Here is an 18,539-nt window from a genome sequence, read left to right as displayed (position 1 = left end):
CTGACACCTCGAGTCCCAAAAATTATCATTATTTTAATAGAGTTCCACTTTTAATTTTAAAAAATTTAAACCTTAAATCATAAGTTCTCGTTAAGTGCAAGACGATCATTGCCAATGTGATTTAAATTTGAATTTAAAGACTTAATTTATGAAAAAAGCGCAGATAATCCATAATCCCACTGCTGGGAATGGTGCGTATAAGCAGGAAGAAATTATAGCCCAGGTTGAAAACTCAGGATTCACAGTTAATTATATATCTACTGATAATGAAGACTGGGAATCTTTTACTCAAAATGAAATGGATGTGATCTTTCTTGCCGGTGGAGATGGAACGGTACGAAAACTTGCAGGAGCCTTGTTTCAAACGAAAATGCCCCTAAAACATATTCCGGTTTATTTAATACCCCTGGGAACCGCCAATAATATAGCTACCAGCCTGGGAATTTTTAAGAACCTGAAAACTGCTTTTCCTGTAAACAAAGAGAATATAAAAAAATTCACTTGTGGGCATATAAGCGGTCTTAAAGATGAAGATTTTTTCCTGGAAGGAGTAGGTTTTGGAATTTTCCCCGAACTGATTTCAAAAATGAAAGATACAGGGAAGGAAGGGGAAACTACGGAAGAAAAACTGAAACGTACTTTTAAGGTATTGTTGGAAATAGTTAAGAATTACGAGCCCAGAAAAGCTAAGATAAAAACCGATGGTATAAAAATTAGTGGGAATTTCCTTCTCGTAGAACTGATGAATATTAATTATATAGGTCCCAATCTGGAGTTTGCTCCCAATGCCGATGTAGAAGACGATTTCCTTGATCTTGTGCTAATTCCTGAGAAAAAAAGAAAAGCCCTTGTGAAATATGTTGAAAGTATAATAGATGGTACTTCTGAATTTCGGGATATGGAAAGTTTTGTAAAAATTCTTCGCGTTCAAAAAATAAAAATAAAATGGAAGGGTTCAAACCTGCACGTAGATGATATCCTTGTTAAGGATTACTCCGGAAAAGTCAAGATGAAAATGAATTCGAATAATCTTGAATTTTTCACCAGCAGCCCCATCTACAAAGAGATTTTAAAGTAAAAGTAAGAGTTCTAATCAACTGCAAGCCGCATCTGTGAATTTTTTGACAGGTTTATATTCCTGGATATTGATTCTTCCAGGATCAAAATTGCCACTTCAGTCATATTTTTTAATTCGTAGAATGCAACCGTACAATTTTCTTCATTATTAATATCTTTTTTTAACTGAAGCAATTCCTTCATTATCCTTTTTTTAAGGCTTTGGTCCGATCCCTGAATCACCTCATAGCCCATCAGTTTATTTAGCCTGCTAAGTTTTTTTTCAATGGAAGCTCCATCATCAGTTTTTACCTCAATAGAGGTTTCAAATATCTCAAAACCGGTTAGTTCAACACCATCAATTTTCTTAATTAAGTTCTCAAAAGCCTGGTGGGAATAGACTAAGGCTTCCAGCAATGAATTTGAAGCCAGCCGGTTTGCCCCGTGCAAACCTGTATATGCACATTCCCCTGAAGCATAAAGATTTCTGATCGACGTCCTGGCACTGGAATCTACTTCAATTCCACCGCATTGATAATGAGCGGCAGGAACTATAGGAATAAGATCTTTTTCAGGCTTAATTCCCACTGAATTACAGTAAGATACTATGGTGGGAAAATGCTGCTGAAAGTTATGAACGTTAAGATGTCGGCAGTCTATAAAAACCGACTCCTCTCCAGATTCCCTTAATTCCTTTACGATCGCTGAAGAAACTATATCCCGGGTAGCCAGTTCCCCCCGGGGATCATATTTAAAGAGAAAGCGTTTTCCGGCCTTATTAATAATATAAGCGCCAAATCCCCTAACTGCTTCTGAAACGAGAAATAAGGGGTGTTTGCCTGGTTCATACAATGCCGTAGGATGAAACTGGAAAAAATCCATATCCTTTATCCTCGCCCCAGCTCTATTAGCAATGGCAACCCCATCAGCGGTCGCTACCGAAGGATTTGTGGTATTTCTGAAGATCATCCCGCTACCCCCGGTGGCCAGAAATGTTATCCTGGCCTGAATGGGGATAAGTTTATTTCTGTTCTTATCGATTGCTTTTACACCTATACATTTTTTTTGTTCCTTCTGTCCTTCCGTTAAAAGATCAGTAACAAAGTATTGATCCTGAATGCTGATATTTGGCAAAGCTCCCACTTTCTGAAGAAGTGTTTTTTCCATCTCCAGTCCCGTTAGGTCCCGATGATGAACTATTCTGGCCTGGGAATGCCCGCCTTCAAGACCAAGAGCCAGTTCACCAGTATGTTCCTTATCAAATGAAGCTCCCCAGGAAATAAGTTCTTCCAAACGATCAGGGGCCTGTGAAACGACCATTTCTACAACTTTTTTATTGCTGAGTCCTTTGCCGGCATTCATCGTGTCTTGAATATGCTGTTCAAAACTATCTTTAAGTTTATTCAACACCACTGCTATTCCCCCCTGGGCCCGGGCGGTGTTGCTTTCTTCCTCGCTGTTTTTGGTAAGGATCAAAACGGAAAGTTCCGGTCGGCTTTCCGCTACTTTTATCGCGAAGGAAAGTCCGGCGATACCAGAACCGATTATCAGCACATCACTTACTTTTTTCATCTGTTTATATTTTATCCTAAACCGGGAATTAGGCAAAGGCTTATAATCATTACCCTTTGGTTGCCTATTTTTGGGGCTGGCAGTTTGCTGGTTTCATCTTGATAATTCCATCATTCGTTCAATGGGCTTGTGAGCCTTCTCCATTAATTCTTTATCCAACAATATTTCAGGGGTTTCATTTTGCAAACATTTGTAAAGTTTCTCCAGGGTATTCATCTTCATAAAGGCGCATTCGCTGCAGGCACAGGAATTGTCTTCCTTGGCAGGCGCGGGAATCAGTTCCTTATGCGGAACTTCTTTTTGCATCTCGTACAAGATCCCGGCTTCGGTAGCTACTATAAAGCTGTTCTTCGGACTTTCTTTCACATGCTTGAGCATTCCCGAAGTAGAACCAATATATTTTGCTGTTTTCAGAATATGTTCTTCCGATTCGGGATGTGCAATGATCTCGGCCTGTGGATTTTCTTTGTGAAGCTCAATTAATTTATCCAGCGAAAAAGCTTCGTGGACTATACATGCCCCATCCCATAAAAGCATTTCCCTCCCGGTTTTTTCCATTAAATATCTACCCAGGTTCTTATCGGGAGCGAATATGATCTCTTTGTCCTTCGGAATAGAATTGATAACTTTTTCGGCATTCGATGAGGTACAAACGATATCACTTAAAGCCTTGATCTCTGCCGAACAATTGATATAAGTTACCACCACATGATCGGGATATCTCGATTTCAGTTCCCCAAAGCTGTCAGGAGGGCAACTATCAGCCAGGGAGCAACCCGCCTGAAGGTCTGGTAAAAGAACTTTTCGTGAAGGATTGAGGATCTTGGCAGTTTCAGCCATGAAATGTACGCCTGCAAAAACTATTATATCAGCTTCAGTTTGGGCTGCTTTTTTAGCCAGTTCAAGGCTATCGCCAACAAAATCTGCTATTTGCTGAATTTCAGGTTCCTGGTAATAATGCGCCAGAATTACAGCATTCTTTTGCTCTTTAAGAACATTGATCTTCTCCTGTAATTGTGCAGTATTCGGTTTGAAAACGTTCATTGGTTTGTTTTGCAAACAAAGTTACAGTCATAGGGAAAGGTTTTTTATGATCGTAATCAGTATTTAAAAACAACTCCTGCTATTTCACTCTAGTTTAAGCTTATTTTAGGGAAGCTTTAATAGTGATTGGGTGACAATCTTCGTAAATTTAAGTAAGATGAAAAACAAGCCCATCATATTGCTTATAATCACCAGTGTAATCCTGGTACTGGTTACCGTTTTGTCATATTTTAACGTGCAATTTCCTATAGTTTTTTATTTGACCGTAATCGGACAAGCATTTTTAATCTATACAGTTTTTAGTATTCTCACCAATAATTACAAAACCAAAAAGACTTTTGACGATTGGTATGAAGATCACCCCATTGGTGATGAAGAAATATAGACCAATAAAAAATAACCTGATTTTAATCATACCTTACATCTTTATAAAAACCCTAAATTTGCTATAAAGACTAATTAATTTATATGCAACTCAACCAATATATAGACCACACTCTACTTAAATCCACAGCAACACCTTCAGAAATTAAAAAACTTTGCACAGAAGCCGTTAAACATAAGTTTTACGCGGTTTGTGTAAATGGTTGTTATGTGGAAATCGCTAAAAAGGCAGTTGAAAATTCAGATGTGAAAATCGCTGCGGTAATTGGTTTTCCGTTAGGAGCCTCCACTACGGCAACAAAGGTTTTTGAAGCCGAGAACTGTATTAAAAATGGCGCCGATGAGATCGATATGGTAATAAATATCGGAATGCTGAAAAGCGGAAACCTAAAATACGTAGAAGAGGAGATTGCCACCATAAAAAAGGCAATTGGTGATAAGGTTCTAAAAGTTATTATTGAAACCTGTTTTCTAACCGATGAAGAAAAAACACTCGCTTGTCGCGCTGCTTTAAACGCCAAAGCCGATTTTGTTAAAACTTCTACAGGTTTTGGCCATGGAGGTGCTACTCCTGAAGATATCATGATAATGAAAGATGTGGTGGAAGGCAAATTAGAGATCAAAGCTTCAGGCGGAATTAAGGATACCAAAACCGCTGAAAAATATATCAAACTAGGTGTTTCCCGTTTGGGAACTTCCTCTGGAATCGCTTTAATCAGTTAAAACTTAGAATTAAATGAGTGTACATATACAAGCTAAAAAAGGAGAAATTGCAGAAACCGTTTTAATGCCGGGAGATCCGCTACGGGCCAAATGGATCGCAGAAACTTTTTTCAAAGATGCATTTCTTTATAATTCGGTTCGTGGAATGTACGGCTATACCGGGACTTATAAAGGGAAAAAAGTATCTGTCCAGGCTTCCGGAATGGGAATCCCGTCAGCTTTGATCTATTGTAATGAACTTATTACAGATTACGGAGCAAAAAAACTCATAAGGGTAGGCTCGGCAGGTTCCTATCAAAAGAATCTAAAAGTGAATGAAGTGGTGATTGCCATGGCCGCCTCCTCCAATTCGGGTTTTAACCGCGCAAAATTCCCTCATGCCGACTACGCTCCTACCGCAGATTTCGAGCTTTTTATGAGCGCCGTTAAATATGCTGAAGAAAACCAAATTAAGTTTCGTGCCGGGAATGTACTTTCCTCTGATGTTTTCTACGAAGACGATCCGCTGGATTATGAAAAATGGGCCAAATACGGAGTTTTGTGCGTAGAGATGGAAACAGCAGGTCTTTACACTGTTGCTGCTAAACATAAGATTCAGGCGCTTTCTGTATTAACTATTTCAGATTCCCTGGTTACCGGGGAACACTTACCGGCTAAAGACCGGGAACAAAGTTTTAGCCGTATGGTAGAAATTGCCCTGGCTACAATCTAATTTAAAGGAATACTTCTTCAGAATATTTCTAATTTCAACGTTTTAATTTCAATCCTTATGAAGTATTCCTTTTTACTGTTTTTCCTGATGATTTCTTCAGCTGTACTTCCACAGCAAGAAACACAAATTCTCCAACAAAAGATCGATTCTATTTTCGCTGATACCCAGGGAGATTATGCACTGGCCTATAAAGATCTTTCCGAAGGGAACGGCACCATTCTCATCGATGAGCATGAGAATTTTCATGCCGCCAGCACTATGAAAACTCCTGTAATGATCGAGGTTTTTAAGCAAGCTGAAGCAGGAAAGTTTTCCCTTGATGATTCCCTGACTGTAAAGAATGAATTTACTAGTATATATGACGGCAGCAGTTACAGCCTTGAACTTGGCCGTGACAGCGGCGAGCATTTATACAGCCAGATAGGAAAAAAGCGTAGCATAAAAGACCTGGTGATCGATATGATTAGCCAGAGCAGCAACCTGGCAACTAATATTGTTATTGAACTCGTTGATGCCAAAAATGTAAATAAAAGCATGCGCGAGCTCGGTGCCAAGAATATTGATGTGCTTCGTGGGGTTGAAGATATGAAGGCCTATGAGGCGGGAATGAACAATTCCACCACAGCTTATGATCTTATGTTGATTTTTGAAGCCTTGGCCAATGGAAAAGCAGTTAGCCCCGAAGCTGATAAGGAAATGCTAGAAATTTTAAGACTTCAGCTACATACCGATCTTATTCCTGCTTTGCTTCCCAGGGATGTAAAAATAGCCAACAAAACAGGTTGGATCACCGGGGTACATCATGATTCGGCTCTTGTGGAATTACCAGACGGAAGAAGTTATGTGTTGGTGTTGCTTTCAAAGAATATGAAAGATATGGAAGCTGGAACCGAAATGCTCGCAGGAATATCAAAAATGATCTACGATCTTATGATCAATAATCCGTAACCAAAAATAAATGAATACTTATACTGCCAACGATTACCGATACGAAAAAATGCAATACCGTCGCTGCGGAAAAAGTGGGATCATGCTCCCGTTGCTTTCATTGGGTTTATGGCATAATTTCGGAGACAAGGCCAACCAGGAGAATGCCCGTAATATGTTAAGAGCGGCCTTCGATAATGGGATTACTCATTTTGATCTTGCCAATAATTATGGCCCACCCTATGGCTCGGCAGAGAGGAATTTTGGGAAGATCTTTGCAGAAGATTTTAAACAATACCGTGATGAGCTTATTATTTCCACCAAAGCCGGTTGGGATATGTGGCCGGGACCTTACGGAAACTTTGGTTCAAGAAAATACCTGATTGCCAGTCTGGATCAATCGCTAAAAAGAATGGGACTGGATTATGTGGATATTTTTTACCACCATCGCCCCGATCCCGATACACCCCTTGAGGAAACCATGGGAGCCTTAGACCACATCGTTAGACAGGGAAAGGCATTATATGTAGGGATTTCTCAATATTCGGCAGAAGATACCACCAGAGCTGCCAAAATTCTAAGAGCCCAGGGCACGCCTTTCTTAATTCACCAGCCTCGTTACAATATGATAGATCGCTGGGTGGAAACTGGCCTGATGAATACTCTGGAAAACGAAGGCATAGGCAGCATTGTATTTTCACCATTGGAACAGGGTATATTAACCTCAAAATATCTGGATGGTATCCCTGAAGACAGCCGTGCTGCCACTGAAGGAACCTATCTGGACCAATCGCAGATCACTCCCAAAATAATAGAGCAAATACAGCAATTAAATAAACTGGCTGAAAACCGCGGTCAAAGCCTGGCTCAAATGGCTGTTGCCTGGTTGCTTAAAGATACAAGAGTAACTTCGGTCCTTGTTGGTGTGAGTAAGGTTTCCCAGTTAGAGGATAATATTAATGCATTGCATAACCTGGAATTTAGTCCAGAGGAATTGAAGCAAATCGACAGGATCCTGGGGTTTTAAAAACACCAAGTAAATCACAATGTCACATTGCGACAACTATTAAAGCTGGAATATTAATTTTTGAGCCTTTTCAGGCAGTTTTAATTTTCAGAATAAACGCCTGGAAAATCTAACTGATAAAGACCTCAAGTAATTCACAGTCTTCAGCCTGAATAATTACTTTTTTGTTTTTTGCGGGAATAAGCAGGCTTTCACCCTGGTTAAGTTTTTCGCTATGCCCATTGGTAGCGATTTCGGCATAACCACTAACGCACATATAGATCACAAAAGAGTCTAAAGCGGTATAATCCTTGTTTACCTTTCCGGATACAGGAAGATAATTGGTGGTGAAATATTTACAACTCGCAATTTCAGAAGAATGATTTCTCTTAGACTCGTAACTGAGTTTGAAATCGTCTCGTTTTTCAAAATCTATAGCGTCTATTGCCAACGCGGTATGAAGTTCTCTTCCTTTCCCTTTGTCATCTACTCTGTCCCAGTCGTAAATACGGTAAGTGATATCGGAAGTTTGTTGAATTTCAGCCAATAAAACCCCGGCGCCAATAGCGTGTACCTTTCCTGTATTTATAAAGAAACTATCCCCTTTCTTTACCTTAATAAAGTTTAGTACTTCGGTGATTGAACCTTCCTCAAGATGTTTTATATAATCTTCTTTAGAAATACTTTCCTTAAAGCCGATATTTATTTTGGCATCTTCATCGGCCTGCATAATGTACCACATCTCCGTTTTCCCGAAGGAATTATGTCGCTGTTGTGCAAGTTCATCATTAGGATGCAATTGCACCGAAAGTGCGGTTTTGGCATCAATATACTTTATAAGAAGCGGGAATTCATTGCTAAATCGTTCGTAAATATGATCCCCAACCAGCAATCCTCCATATTTCTCAAGCAAATCATTCAAGGATTTTCCCTTCAAAGATCCGTTAGCTACCAGGGAAACATCCTCTTTAACTCCTGAGATTTCCCAGCTCTCCCCTAAATTTTCGATACTGCTGTCTTTATTTAAAAGGGTTTGGAGCTTATTACCACCCCATATTTTTTCTTTCAATATAGGTTTGAACTTTAATGGATAATCTAACATGGTTGTAAACTTTGGTGAGTTAAAAGCAATGTAAATATACTCAATATTACTGATGCCGGAAAATGGATGAAAACCTTTAATATTGTAATCCTTTCAGGTTAACTCACTTAAAAACTAATTACAGGATTTTAAATAAAAATTATTGTTTTATTTACAAAGAGGTTTATATTTGCAACCGCAAAAACAATGGTTGCGTAGCTCAGTTGGATAGAGCACCTGCCTTCTAAGCAGGCGGTCCCAGGTTCGAATCCTGGCGCAATCACTTTTTGAGAACACCATCAAAGCAAAACCCCTTGATTTTCAAGGGGTTTTGTGTTTTTACGGACTAAATTTCCCAAAAGTTAATCCACAATTTCAAAATTACATTCACGGACTATCAATTTAATTCAATAGAAAACCACCCTCCCCTCTGGAAACAGAATTCCTTCCTGAAAGCTTGTAAAAGGATCATGGGCTTATTGGTTTTACTGGCATTCTCTTCAGCAGAGTTAGCTTCCAAGGATTATTTCCATTCCTTTGGATTTTTTCCTATTTTTGCCTTGATGAAAGACCAGTTATTTGCAGTCATTGATGTAGAAACCACAGGAGGAGGAATTAACGGAAATCGTCTTACCGAAATCTGCATTGTGTTGCTGCAGGGCTCTAAAGTTATAGACAAATTTACCAGCCTTATTAATCCTGATAAAGAAATTCCGAGACATATCACCGCCCTTACCGGCATTGATAATGATCTTGTAGCCGATGCCCCGAAGTTTTATGAGGTGGCAAAAAAGGTGGAAGAATTCACTCGCGACGCGATCTTTGTAGCGCATAATGTGAATTTCGATTATAATGTGTTGCGTAATGAATTCAAAGATCTGGGTTTTGAGTATACCCGAAAAAAGCTTTGTACTGTTCGCCTATCGCGAAAACTTATCCCCGGGTTGTTTTCCTACAGTCTGGGCAAATTGTGTGACTCCATAAATATTCCAATTTCCAATCGTCACAGGGCCGAAGGGGATACAGATGCTACTGTGATCCTGTTTCAGCGCCTCTTATCCCTGGATGAAAATTACAGCCTGATCAATTCTTTTCTCCATGCCAGATCTCGTCAGGCTACTTTACCGCCCCATATAGATTCCGACCAGATTCATAGGCTGCCTGAAAGTTCAGGAATTTATCTGTTTAAGGACAGGCAGCATAAGGTAATCTACGCGGGAAAAGCCAGGGATATTAAAAAACGAGTCGTATCGCATTTCTATGATCGCATGAGCAAGGACTTTCAGCTGGGGCAGGAAACATACCATATTGACTATGAAACTACCGGCAGCGAACTGGTAGCCCTACTCCTGGAGGCCGAATGTATCAGGAAGTATTATCCTAAATTCAACAGGGCACAAAAAAAGCCGGGACCGGTATTCCAGATTGTAAGTTATACCAACCAGCGGGGTGTTTTGCAGCTGGCCATGGAAAAGACCCACAAACGCAGGGAATCCATAGGAGTCTTTTATAGCCGCGCTTTGGCACAGGAAAAACTGGAATTCCTGTGTCGGGAATTCAAACTCTGCCCCAAATACTGCAGTTTGCAAAGCAACATGGAAGAGTGTTCCCATTATAGCATTATTAGCTGTGAAGGAATTTGTTCCGGGAAGGAAGATGTGAAAGCCTACAATGGCAAAGTGGTAGCAGCCATTGTTTCTATTAAAGAGGAATCTTCAAGCTTTGTGATCAGGGAGAAGGGAAGACACCTGGAAGAAGAGGCGTTTATTCTTGTAAAAGAAGGTATCTATCAGGGCTTTGGTTTTATTAATACCGAAACCCAGGTGCATCGACCGGAAGACTATGAACCTTTTTTAAAAAGGCAGACAGCAACTTATCATACTCACAAGATTCTGAGTAACTACATGCGGAAGCAGGGAACACCAAGGCTAATCTTTTTTGAAAATCCATCGGACACTCAAATTGGAGAACCGCTTAAAAAGTTAAATAAGAACCTCCTAACCATCTCAAGTAACGGCACTTTAACTCTGGAGTTTTAGAATCCCATATGTTTTTGAATGAATTAGTATTTTAAAACACATTGCAATTCAAAAATGACATTTATCATAACGTAAAAGATTGTAAAGTATTAATTTTAATAATGTTTTACTAAATCTAAGAGTTATGGTTAAGGTACTTACCAAAAAAACCAAAGTGATCTTCTGGATATTAATTATACTCGCAATTTTAATTGGTATTGTAATCTACGGAGGAATGGTTAAAGATTTCAGTGTGAAATTTTTAGTTTTATTTTCAGGACTACCGTTCTTATTTTTTGTTGTAGGAGCTTTTGGCTTACTTTGGCCAAAAATAAAACCCACCGGAGAGTCAACTTATATTATTCACGCTCTTGTTTTAGGAGTATTATTTTTTATCTTGTTTTTACTTCACACCTGGGTAATTTTACCGCTTATTTGTCCGGAATTCGGCAGATGTCTCGATATGTAAATACTCCTTTAAAATGCCCATTTCTGTGTTTTGGGGATAACTATGAAATGGGCGGGTTCTTGGGTTTTGCAAAAGAAGGGCAAAAAGTGGTTATTTCTTATGGGGGTTTTCCCTTATTTTTTACTTTTTAATTATGTTATATAAGCCACCTTTAAGAGAAACTGCCCGGTATGATTATTTTGATCAGGCCGAGATAGCTGATGATATGTTGGAGTTCTCATCCGGTTATTTCTATAATGGTGCCCGGCAGGGTCCCAAGGCAGATGTTATTGATTTGTCGGTAGTCACCTGGGTGATGGATTTTCAGGAGAATTTGTTCATCAGGTATTGCCGTTATACCGGGTTGAAAGATGCCCGGAAAGAGAAGATCACCGAGCAGATGAAGATAATGATGAGAAATATCAGCATCAGCGAAGGTTTTATCAAGAGACAGTTGGTGGATTTTGAAGTCGGAAAAGAGGAATTTTATAAGAGAGAGGAGTTTGAAAAGAAGTTCCTGGAGTTGAGATCTAAAATGAAATCGGTTAGGTAAGTTCTCTTAGTCTAAAACCTAAAAACCCCTGCTTAAAGCAAGGGCGCTCTCTGAAAATCTGTAGGGCGACATTATCCAGAGAAAATAGGCTACCTAAAATAAATAGGCTGTTATTACCGCAAATAGAAGCAGGTAAACCAATCTGTCTTTTGTTGACAGTGTATCTTTTATTTTTAACATCGATTAGAATTTAAATAAATATTGTCTCGTTGCAAATGAGGTTATAGGTTGTTCGATTTTTTTGAAAACTTTCGAAGCTCTTTTGCCTTCAATTCAGCCAATATATTATCCAGGCCCATATTCATTGCCTTCTCACCTTTTGAGGTTAAAACGATCTTATCATCTACTATATCCATTAAATTGTATTTGAGAAGTTCATTGAATTTCTCTATTAAGGAATCTTCAGCTAAAATGGCGATGGCGTTTCCATTCTTAATAAGTTCAAAAAGTCTCTGAGGCGATTTCATTCTTTATTTAATAATCTGGTAATGAGTAAACAAAAATCGTACAGCAACAGGAAAAGAAATATGACCACAATCATGTTTTAATTGATATTGTTTCACAACCAACTCATTATCAGAGCAAATAACCTACCCGGATATTTACTTCTGCTTAAATTGAAATAGGAACGAATAGCTATTTCTAAAGTGATCTTATTGAAAAGAAGCTCCCGGAATTGAGATCCAGAATTAAATCGGGTAGGTAATATTTTGAATTCAATTTTGTCTAATTCAGATAATCCTTACTTTTGGAATATGAAAATTTTAGTGGTCATTTTCGGGGTAATAGGTATGCTTCTTTCCGGATTTCCATGTTGTAGTATTGATTCTTGTGAAGATTCTCATGATCAAAATACCAACATACAAACCGAGGAGGAGCATGAGGATTCTGATCTTTGCTCTCCTTTTATGAGCTGTGGGTCCTGCCCGGGTTTTGTGATCTCTTTCTCTGCCTCCCCTGAGGAATCTGAAATCTTCTCAATTGACCCAAGAAAACATATAAAATCTTACACCTCCTTTTCTGATAGGGAATTTATTGATCGGTTATGGCAGCCGCCGCGTGGCTTTTCTTCCTGCTAAAATTATTCTATTCGATCAATAAATAAAAAATACAATGAAGAACATATTTTTAAGTTTTGCGGTATGCTGTATCGTACTTAGTGTTAATGCACAAAACTCTCTTGAAGCTGAAATCTATAACAATGAAAACAATACTCCGCTTTTAGGAGCAAATGCTATCGTAAAAGGAACTGATATCGGAACCACGGCGGATATTGATGGAAAAATACTATTGGAAAACATTCCGGATGGGAATCAAATTATTGAATTTAGTTTTTTAGGATTCGAAACAGAAGAAATTGAACTTCAATTTCCCAGAACTTCTGCTGAAGTGCTTCAAATATATCTGGAACCTTCAGGTGAAGAAATGGAGGAAGTGATCATCAGATCTACCCGTTCCCGGAGAACCATCGCCGATTTACCTACCCGGGTTGAGGTGATCTCGGGAGAGGAGCTGGCAGAAAAAGGTAATATGAAACCCGGCGATATAAGAATGTTGCTTAACGAAACTACGGGAATTCAAACCCAGCAAACCTCAGCTACCTCGTATAATTCAAGTATTCGTATTCAGGGGTTGGATGGGAAGTATACCCAACTGCTGAAGGATGGTTATCCTTTATATTCGGGGTTTTCAGGAGGACTTAGTTTACTTCAAATTGTACCCCTGGATTTACAACAGGTAGAGGTGATCAAAGGATCTTCATCTACGCTTTACGGTGGGGGCGCTATTGCGGGGCTGGTGAACCTGATTTCCAAAACTCCGGGGGAAGAACGGGAATTAAACTTTATGCTGAATGGAACTTCGGCCCTGGGATTGGATCTCAGCGGATTCTATTCTGAAGACTATGGTAAACTCGGTACAACGGTATTTGCTTCCTACAATATGGGGAGCCCTTATGACCCTGCTGATATCGGTCTTACGGCTATTCCTGAATTCAACAGATTTACCCTTAATCCCAGGGTATTTTATGAGTTCACCGGGAATACGAAAATGGATGTTGGGGTTAATGCCACTATGGAGGAACGTACCGGAGGTAATATAGATTGGTTAAACGGGGAACCCGTAACTGATCCTTATTTTGAGAGAAATAAAACAAAAAGGTATACCCTGCAGGCCGGACTCGAACATAATTGGGATGACAATAAGCGATTAAACTTTAAACATAGCCTTAGTCTTTTTGATCGTAGCCTGGAAACCGGAGATTTTAAATTTGCCGGAAATCAGTTAACCTCTTATAATGAGATTTCCATCAATATGGGACAGATGAATTCTGAATGGATTGCCGGAGTTAATTTATGGGTAGATCGTTTTGACCAGGATCAGCTCTATGATCTTCCTGTGGTAGATTATGAGCATTATACTTATGGCCTTTTCCTGCAGAATAACTGGACAGCCAGTGATTTTTTCCAGCTGGAATCGGGACTGAGAACGGATTATCAGAATGAATACGGCTGGTTTGTGTTACCCCGAATTTCAGCAATGTTCAATATATCGGATGCTATTACCAGTAGGATCGGTGGTGGCCTGGGTTATAAGGCCCCTTCGGTTTTTACAGAAGATGCTGAAAGGCTTCAGTTTAGAAATGTTTTGCCTATAGATGTTTCCACTATTGAAGCTGAAAACTCCCTGGGAGGAAATTTCGACATTAACTATCGCACCGAACTTTTTGATCTTATAGATTTTACCAGCAATACTTTATTCTTTTATACCAAAATCGATAATCCCATCATCCTGCAACCTTCGGGAGGCATGTTTGAATATGTGCAACCCAAAGGCTATGTGGAAAGCAAAGGTTTGGAAGCAAACCTGAAACTGGGTTACCGGGATTTTAAACTTTTTACCGGTTATACTTTTGCCGATGTAACCAGAACAGAAAATGGAGTTGAAACTCTTATGCCTTTGGTTTCCAAACACAGGCTGAATAATGTTTTGATGTATGAACTTGAGGAAAGTTTGAAAATCGGACTGGAGGGCTATTACTTTAGCGAACAACAATTGAGCGATGGTTCAACCGGACAATCTTACTGGATTTTTGGACTGATGATGGAAAAACTATGGGATGACTTTTCTATTTTCCTGAATTTTGAAAATTTCACCGACACCAGGCAAACCAGATTTGATTCCATTTTCACCGGTTCGGTGAATAATCCGGAATTCAGGGATATCTATGCTCCGGTGGATGGTTTCGTAGTAAATGGAGGATTTAAATTATTCCTTTAGGTGAGTTCTAAGCAATAAAGACAGGAATAAAAACAGTCCTCGAGAACCAGAAAAACGCTGGTGTGGGCGAGACCTGAGCGTGGGTAGGCCGGTAAAATCCTGCAGCTGCGTATCACGCGGGCCGGCAGATTTTTGGTTCCTGCCGCGCTCCCCTTATTCTCCACTCAGGACGGGCCAAATCACTGACATGTTTTGGGAAAATTACCAGGCAGATGGGAAAACCCCATTAGCCATTGTGAAATCACAGACTTGCGCATTACGAAGGTCTTCGGATAGGCACTTTTTATCTATGTTGAAAGTTTTAATTTGATTTTTTATGAAAACTTTAAAAAAGACTCAATTTATTAAGCTATAACTTAGGTTTAAACCAATCAGAATTAATAATATGATACAAATAAGAAAAATTTGGTTGCTTCCCCTACTCCTTTTTGCCTTTACGGCCTGTATTGATAAAAAACAAGAACAAAGCGTAGAGGTAGATACCGCAGAAGAGGTTAAACAAAAAAAAGAGGAAGTTCCGGATATAGCAAATAGTAGTTTTAAAGATGGTATGACCGGTACTGTATATCATTATTATTTGATGGTGAGAACGGCCCTATTTAATGACGATCTGGAAACCGCTCAGGATGCTTCTGAAAACATTGCAAATAGTTTCAACGAAGACTTCCCGGAATTAAAGTCGCTTTCAGAAAGTATGGCAGAGGCTGAAGATATTGAACAGCTAAGAAGTAGCTTTTCTGAATTCAGCATTGAAGTAGAAACACTCTTTAAGGAAAACCTTTCTGAAGGAACTATTTATAAGCAGTTCTGCCCTATGGCCTTTAACAACGAGGGAGCATTCTGGTTCGCAGAAATCGAGGAAATCAAAAACCCTTACGGAGGAGAAAAAATGCCTGAATGCGGTAGTGTAAAAGAAACAATCAAACCAAAAAAATAAATTATGCAAAACGGTAATTATATAAGATTCGGACTAATGATGTTGGTTTCATTTATAGTGATGTACGGCATCATGTTCTTAAATGCCGATAAGTTTGAATATGTCATGCTAAGCACTATGCGTACTTATATGACACTTTTAATGATTACAGCCATGGCGGTTATCATGCTTCTATTCATGCTGGGGATGTATAAAAATAAAACCCTGAACACCATCATATTGGTGGTTGCTATAGTTGGATTTGGTTCTGTTTATTATATGATGCGAACACAAACCGGCATTTCTGATATTCAATATATGAAAGGAATGATCCCACATCATGCTTCGGCTATTCTAACAAGTCAGGAAGCAGATCTAAAAGATCCCGAAACTAAAGAACTTGCTAAAGAAATTATTGAGGCTCAAAAAAGAGAAATCGCTCAAATGAAAAAAATAATTTACCGGCTCGAGAATGAAGAAAAATAAAATTTTATAAACCGGTAATAAATCCAAATCGGTAATATAATTATTTAAAGAGTTTAAACACGTTGTGATAATACCAGTCTTGAATTCTAAGAATAATTCAGTTTATATATCATTTATTTTTCAGAAAATTAATGGAATATACTCCAGTACCAAAGTTGCTCGAATAGATGGTATAAGTAATGGGCTGAAAAAACTATAGAGTTGCTGCGTTATTTCCCTATTTTAAGAATTCTTATGGCGCCCTGAATAACCAGCAAAAAGACAATAGTTCCGATTATAAGGTCGGGTTTGTTTGAGTTAAGCAAATTCACCAAAAGGCCGGCTGAGATCACGCCCAGGTTAATGATCACATCGTTTGAAGTGAAGATCATACTTGCCTGCATGTGGGCCTCTTCTTTGCTCTTAGAACGTTGAAGCAAATACAGGGAAAAAGCGTTTGCCAATAAGGCAAAAACTGAGACGATGATCATGGTACTGAAATCAGGGAGTTTCTCCACCGCGAAAAACCGCCTTAGCACCTCGGCAAAACCAATAACGGCCAGGAGTATCTGAAAGTAACCGGCAAGTTTTGCAATGCTTTTTTTCCTTGTTAAAGTACCGCCAACAGCAAAAAGACTAATCCCGTAAACAAAGGAATCGGCTAGCATATCCAGGCTGTCAGCGACTAATCCCATGGATCCCGAGATCAGGCCTGTGGTCATCTCTATAATGAAGAAGGAAAAATTTATAACCAGCACTGCCCATAGCAATTTTTTCTGATGGGAATGTTCTTTAAATTCCTTTTGATCGGTTATTTCGCTTTTTAACAAGCTGCCCCCTAAGTTAAGCTCCTTAATGGCATCTTCTATCTGCCCGGTTGACCCTTCATGAAAGACGGTCAGTTTTCGGTTAGGAATATCGAATTCGAGATTTTTTATACCTGCAATCCCATCCAGCTTCATCCTGATAAGGTTTTCTTCTGAAGGGCAATCCATTTTTGGGATTTCAAATACTGATTTTTCCATTCGGATTATAATTTTTTATGACTTTACTATATCTGAATATGAACGAATATCGGGGTTTCTACTGAAGCTTTTTTCTGAAAACTTAATTTTAATTTTTTGAATGAATAAGCAAATCAATTTTTTAATGATGAGTTTCACCTGGGACGCTAATAAATACTCACTAGCTCTTCAATCTTAATTTCTCCCTTGGCCTCCATTTTCCGGATAAGCCTATTGGAACGGTTTTTTTAAGGAAGATATCTTCGGCTGATTCCTTTACCCGATTAAATTCAACTATAGGCTTTAAGCCTTTGTAAATTCCTCGTCGCTTCTATCTCGCTTTGTCGGAATGACAAAAAAACCGTGATGAGATCCCGCGTCTCGCCCGGGATGACGGCTGTTTCGAATCTGGCAAAACGTCACCCTGAAACGGCCAAGAGGACGTATTCAGGGTCTCATAACGAAGATTCAAGGTATATAAGAAAACAGTCCAATCAGGATGAGATCCCGGGTCACGCCCGGGATGACGGTAGGTTCAAACATGGACAGACGTCACCCTGAGCCTGCCTGACCGGCGAGGCAGGCTTGACTCAAGGTCACATCTGAGTGAGCGGGTTAAGTTAAACCAGGAATTATAGAAGCTAACTTATGAGATTCCTCGTCGCTCCTACCCCGCTTTGTCGGAATGACAAAAAACCACACGTATTTTGTCATTTCGACCAACGGGAGAAATCCCATCTGAGTGAGCTTTTATTTTCGCCAGGTTCAAAAAAGAAAAACCTTAGGCCAAACAGTAACAATTACTAATAAAAGAACACCAATAAAGAAACCCCAGGAACAATAAAATGCAAAAATCCCTTTTAATTTTAGCCCTTCTTTTCAGTTTCACTACCAATGCCCAGGATTTTGGCGATCTGTTAACCGCCGGGAAAGGCATAGCCGGAAATTCAACCGGTGATAAGATCCCCAAGCGTTGGTTTTCCACGGCCGAAGCCGAATTCAGCGTTAACTACGAGGTGCGTTATGATTATTCAAGATATGCAACCAACGGCGATTTGATTTCCGGCGGCACCGCTGACCTCGATAACAAAGCCTCCTTTGGTCTCTTATACAGCATCAACTATCCTGTTTTTAATAAGTTCAGTGTAGGTGCCGTGGGTGGGTTTCAACATCAGGGGCAACAGAAGATATCGGCTCTTAAAGTAGGTGGGATCTTCAGATATCATTTTATCAATTATGAAAGTGTGAATATCAACCTGATGACCGCTTACAATATCGGCCTAAGCGATAAGATCAAAAGCGATATGGCCAATGCACGCCTGGGGCTCCAGTTTCCAATAGTCAAAAACTA

20 protein-coding genes and 1 tRNA gene are annotated in these 18,539 nt (G+C 39.4%); 16 read left to right on the top strand and 5 right to left on the bottom strand.

All coding sequences use genetic code 11. The annotated features are described in order from the left end of the window. Positions 1 to 148: 148 nt before the first annotated feature. Positions 149 to 1,078: a diacylglycerol kinase family protein gene (locus ACESK1_RS06025; protein ID WP_372918941.1), complete on the top strand. Its 930-nt coding sequence runs from the start codon at positions 149 to 151 to the stop codon at positions 1,076 to 1,078. Positions 1,079 to 1,089: 11 nt separating this feature from the next. Here the strand turns inward: ACESK1_RS06025 and nadB are convergent, their stop codons facing one another. Next, positions 1,090 to 2,628 carry an L-aspartate oxidase gene (gene nadB / locus ACESK1_RS06020; RefSeq protein WP_372918939.1) on the bottom strand — a complete coding sequence of 513 codons (1,539 nt, stop codon included), beginning with the start codon at positions 2,626 to 2,628 and terminating at the stop codon, positions 1,090 to 1,092. Between the two features lie 93 nt (positions 2,629 to 2,721). Continuing rightward, positions 2,722 to 3,672: a quinolinate synthase NadA gene (gene nadA, locus ACESK1_RS06015; RefSeq protein ID WP_372918936.1), complete on the bottom strand. Its 951-nt coding sequence runs from the start codon at positions 3,670 to 3,672 to the stop codon at positions 2,722 to 2,724. 157 nt (positions 3,673 to 3,829) lie between these two features. Here nadA and ACESK1_RS06010 point away from each other — a divergent pair, with 157 nt between their 5' ends. From ACESK1_RS06010 to mgrA, 5 genes are all read left to right on the top strand, one after another. Then, positions 3,830 to 4,057 (top strand): hypothetical protein, encoded by a 228-nt coding sequence (locus ACESK1_RS06010; protein ID WP_372918933.1) that lies wholly within the window; start codon positions 3,830 to 3,832, stop codon positions 4,055 to 4,057. An 83-nt stretch (positions 4,058 to 4,140) separates the two neighbouring features. Next, on the top strand, positions 4,141 to 4,779 hold the full coding sequence (deoC, locus tag ACESK1_RS06005; protein WP_372918930.1) for a deoxyribose-phosphate aldolase: 639 nt from the start codon (positions 4,141 to 4,143) through the stop codon (positions 4,777 to 4,779). Positions 4,780 to 4,792: 13 nt separating this feature from the next. Beyond that, the gene (gene deoD / locus ACESK1_RS06000; RefSeq protein WP_372918927.1) at positions 4,793 to 5,491 is read left to right on the top strand and encodes a purine-nucleoside phosphorylase; all 699 of its coding nucleotides are present in this window, start codon (positions 4,793 to 4,795) and stop codon (positions 5,489 to 5,491) included. A gap of 57 nt (positions 5,492 to 5,548) precedes the next feature. Further along, the gene (locus ACESK1_RS05995) at positions 5,549 to 6,439 is read left to right on the top strand and encodes a serine hydrolase (protein WP_372918924.1); all 891 of its coding nucleotides are present in this window, start codon (positions 5,549 to 5,551) and stop codon (positions 6,437 to 6,439) included. Positions 6,440 to 6,449: 10 nt separating this feature from the next. Next, positions 6,450 to 7,445, top strand: coding sequence for an L-glyceraldehyde 3-phosphate reductase (mgrA, locus tag ACESK1_RS05990; RefSeq protein ID WP_372918922.1), 996 nt, complete (start codon positions 6,450 to 6,452; stop codon positions 7,443 to 7,445). Positions 7,446 to 7,554: 109 nt separating this feature from the next. Here mgrA and ACESK1_RS05985 read toward each other — a convergent pair whose 3' ends face one another. Next, positions 7,555 to 8,526 carry a type I phosphomannose isomerase catalytic subunit gene (locus tag ACESK1_RS05985; protein WP_372918920.1) on the bottom strand — a complete coding sequence of 324 codons (972 nt, stop codon included), beginning with the start codon at positions 8,524 to 8,526 and terminating at the stop codon, positions 7,555 to 7,557. A 188-nt stretch (positions 8,527 to 8,714) separates the two neighbouring features. On the opposite strand from ACESK1_RS05985, the gene ACESK1_RS05980 reads away from it, so the two are divergent. The 4 genes from ACESK1_RS05980 (at position 8,715) to ACESK1_RS05965 (ending at position 11,524) form a co-directional block, all read left to right on the top strand. Continuing rightward, positions 8,715 to 8,788 (top strand) — tRNA-Arg (locus tag ACESK1_RS05980). Between the two features lie 187 nt (positions 8,789 to 8,975). Beyond that, complete coding sequence (locus ACESK1_RS05975; protein ID WP_372918917.1) at positions 8,976 to 10,544, top strand: exonuclease domain-containing protein; 1,569 nt, start codon at positions 8,976 to 8,978, stop codon at positions 10,542 to 10,544. 124 nt (positions 10,545 to 10,668) lie between these two features. Beyond that, positions 10,669 to 10,992 (top strand): hypothetical protein, encoded by a 324-nt coding sequence (locus tag ACESK1_RS05970; RefSeq protein ID WP_372918914.1) that lies wholly within the window; start codon positions 10,669 to 10,671, stop codon positions 10,990 to 10,992. Positions 10,993 to 11,125: 133 nt separating this feature from the next. Beyond that, a complete protein-coding gene (locus ACESK1_RS05965) occupies positions 11,126 to 11,524 on the top strand; it encodes a hypothetical protein (RefSeq protein WP_372918912.1) in 399 nt (132 codons plus the stop codon). Between the two features lie 221 nt (positions 11,525 to 11,745). Here the strand turns inward: ACESK1_RS05965 and ACESK1_RS05960 are convergent, their stop codons facing one another. Then, positions 11,746 to 11,991 (bottom strand): hypothetical protein, encoded by a 246-nt coding sequence (locus ACESK1_RS05960; protein ID WP_372918910.1) that lies wholly within the window; start codon positions 11,989 to 11,991, stop codon positions 11,746 to 11,748. Positions 11,992 to 12,279: 288 nt separating this feature from the next. Here ACESK1_RS05960 and ACESK1_RS05955 point away from each other — a divergent pair, with 288 nt between their 5' ends. The 4 genes from ACESK1_RS05955 to ACESK1_RS05940 all read left to right on the top strand — a co-directional run bounded on the left by ACESK1_RS05955 (position 12,280) and on the right by ACESK1_RS05940 (position 16,205). Next, positions 12,280 to 12,603, top strand: a complete 324-nt coding sequence (locus ACESK1_RS05955; protein ID WP_372918908.1) for a hypothetical protein — start codon at positions 12,280 to 12,282, stop codon at positions 12,601 to 12,603. Positions 12,604 to 12,637: 34 nt separating this feature from the next. Then, positions 12,638 to 14,803, top strand: coding sequence for a TonB-dependent receptor domain-containing protein (locus ACESK1_RS05950; protein ID WP_372918906.1), 2,166 nt, complete (start codon positions 12,638 to 12,640; stop codon positions 14,801 to 14,803). Positions 14,804 to 15,188: 385 nt separating this feature from the next. Next, positions 15,189 to 15,740, top strand: a complete 552-nt coding sequence (locus ACESK1_RS05945; protein ID WP_372918904.1) for a DUF3347 domain-containing protein — start codon at positions 15,189 to 15,191, stop codon at positions 15,738 to 15,740. A gap of 3 nt (positions 15,741 to 15,743) precedes the next feature. Next, positions 15,744 to 16,205 (top strand): DUF305 domain-containing protein, encoded by a 462-nt coding sequence (locus ACESK1_RS05940; RefSeq protein WP_372918902.1) that lies wholly within the window; start codon positions 15,744 to 15,746, stop codon positions 16,203 to 16,205. A 209-nt stretch (positions 16,206 to 16,414) separates the two neighbouring features. Here the strand turns inward: ACESK1_RS05940 and ACESK1_RS05935 are convergent, their stop codons facing one another. Further along, positions 16,415 to 17,209: a cation transporter gene (locus ACESK1_RS05935; RefSeq protein ID WP_372918900.1), complete on the bottom strand. Its 795-nt coding sequence runs from the start codon at positions 17,207 to 17,209 to the stop codon at positions 16,415 to 16,417. Positions 17,210 to 17,554: 345 nt separating this feature from the next. Here ACESK1_RS05935 and ACESK1_RS05930 point away from each other — a divergent pair, with 345 nt between their 5' ends. Together ACESK1_RS05930 and ACESK1_RS05925 are read left to right on the top strand one after the other, a co-directional pair. Further along, complete coding sequence (locus ACESK1_RS05930) at positions 17,555 to 17,749, top strand: hypothetical protein (protein ID WP_372918898.1); 195 nt, start codon at positions 17,555 to 17,557, stop codon at positions 17,747 to 17,749. Positions 17,750 to 18,033: 284 nt separating this feature from the next. Then, on the top strand, positions 18,034 to 18,539 hold a 506-nt coding region (locus ACESK1_RS05925; RefSeq protein WP_372918896.1), incomplete at its 3' end, for a hypothetical protein.

This window comes from Salegentibacter sp. (genome assembly GCF_041642575.1).
In the GTDB taxonomy this organism is placed as follows: Bacteria; Bacteroidota; Bacteroidia; order Flavobacteriales; family Flavobacteriaceae; genus Salegentibacter.
The sequence above is the reverse complement of the archived record's forward strand: the minus strand, read 5'-3'. Positions and strand labels throughout refer to the sequence as shown.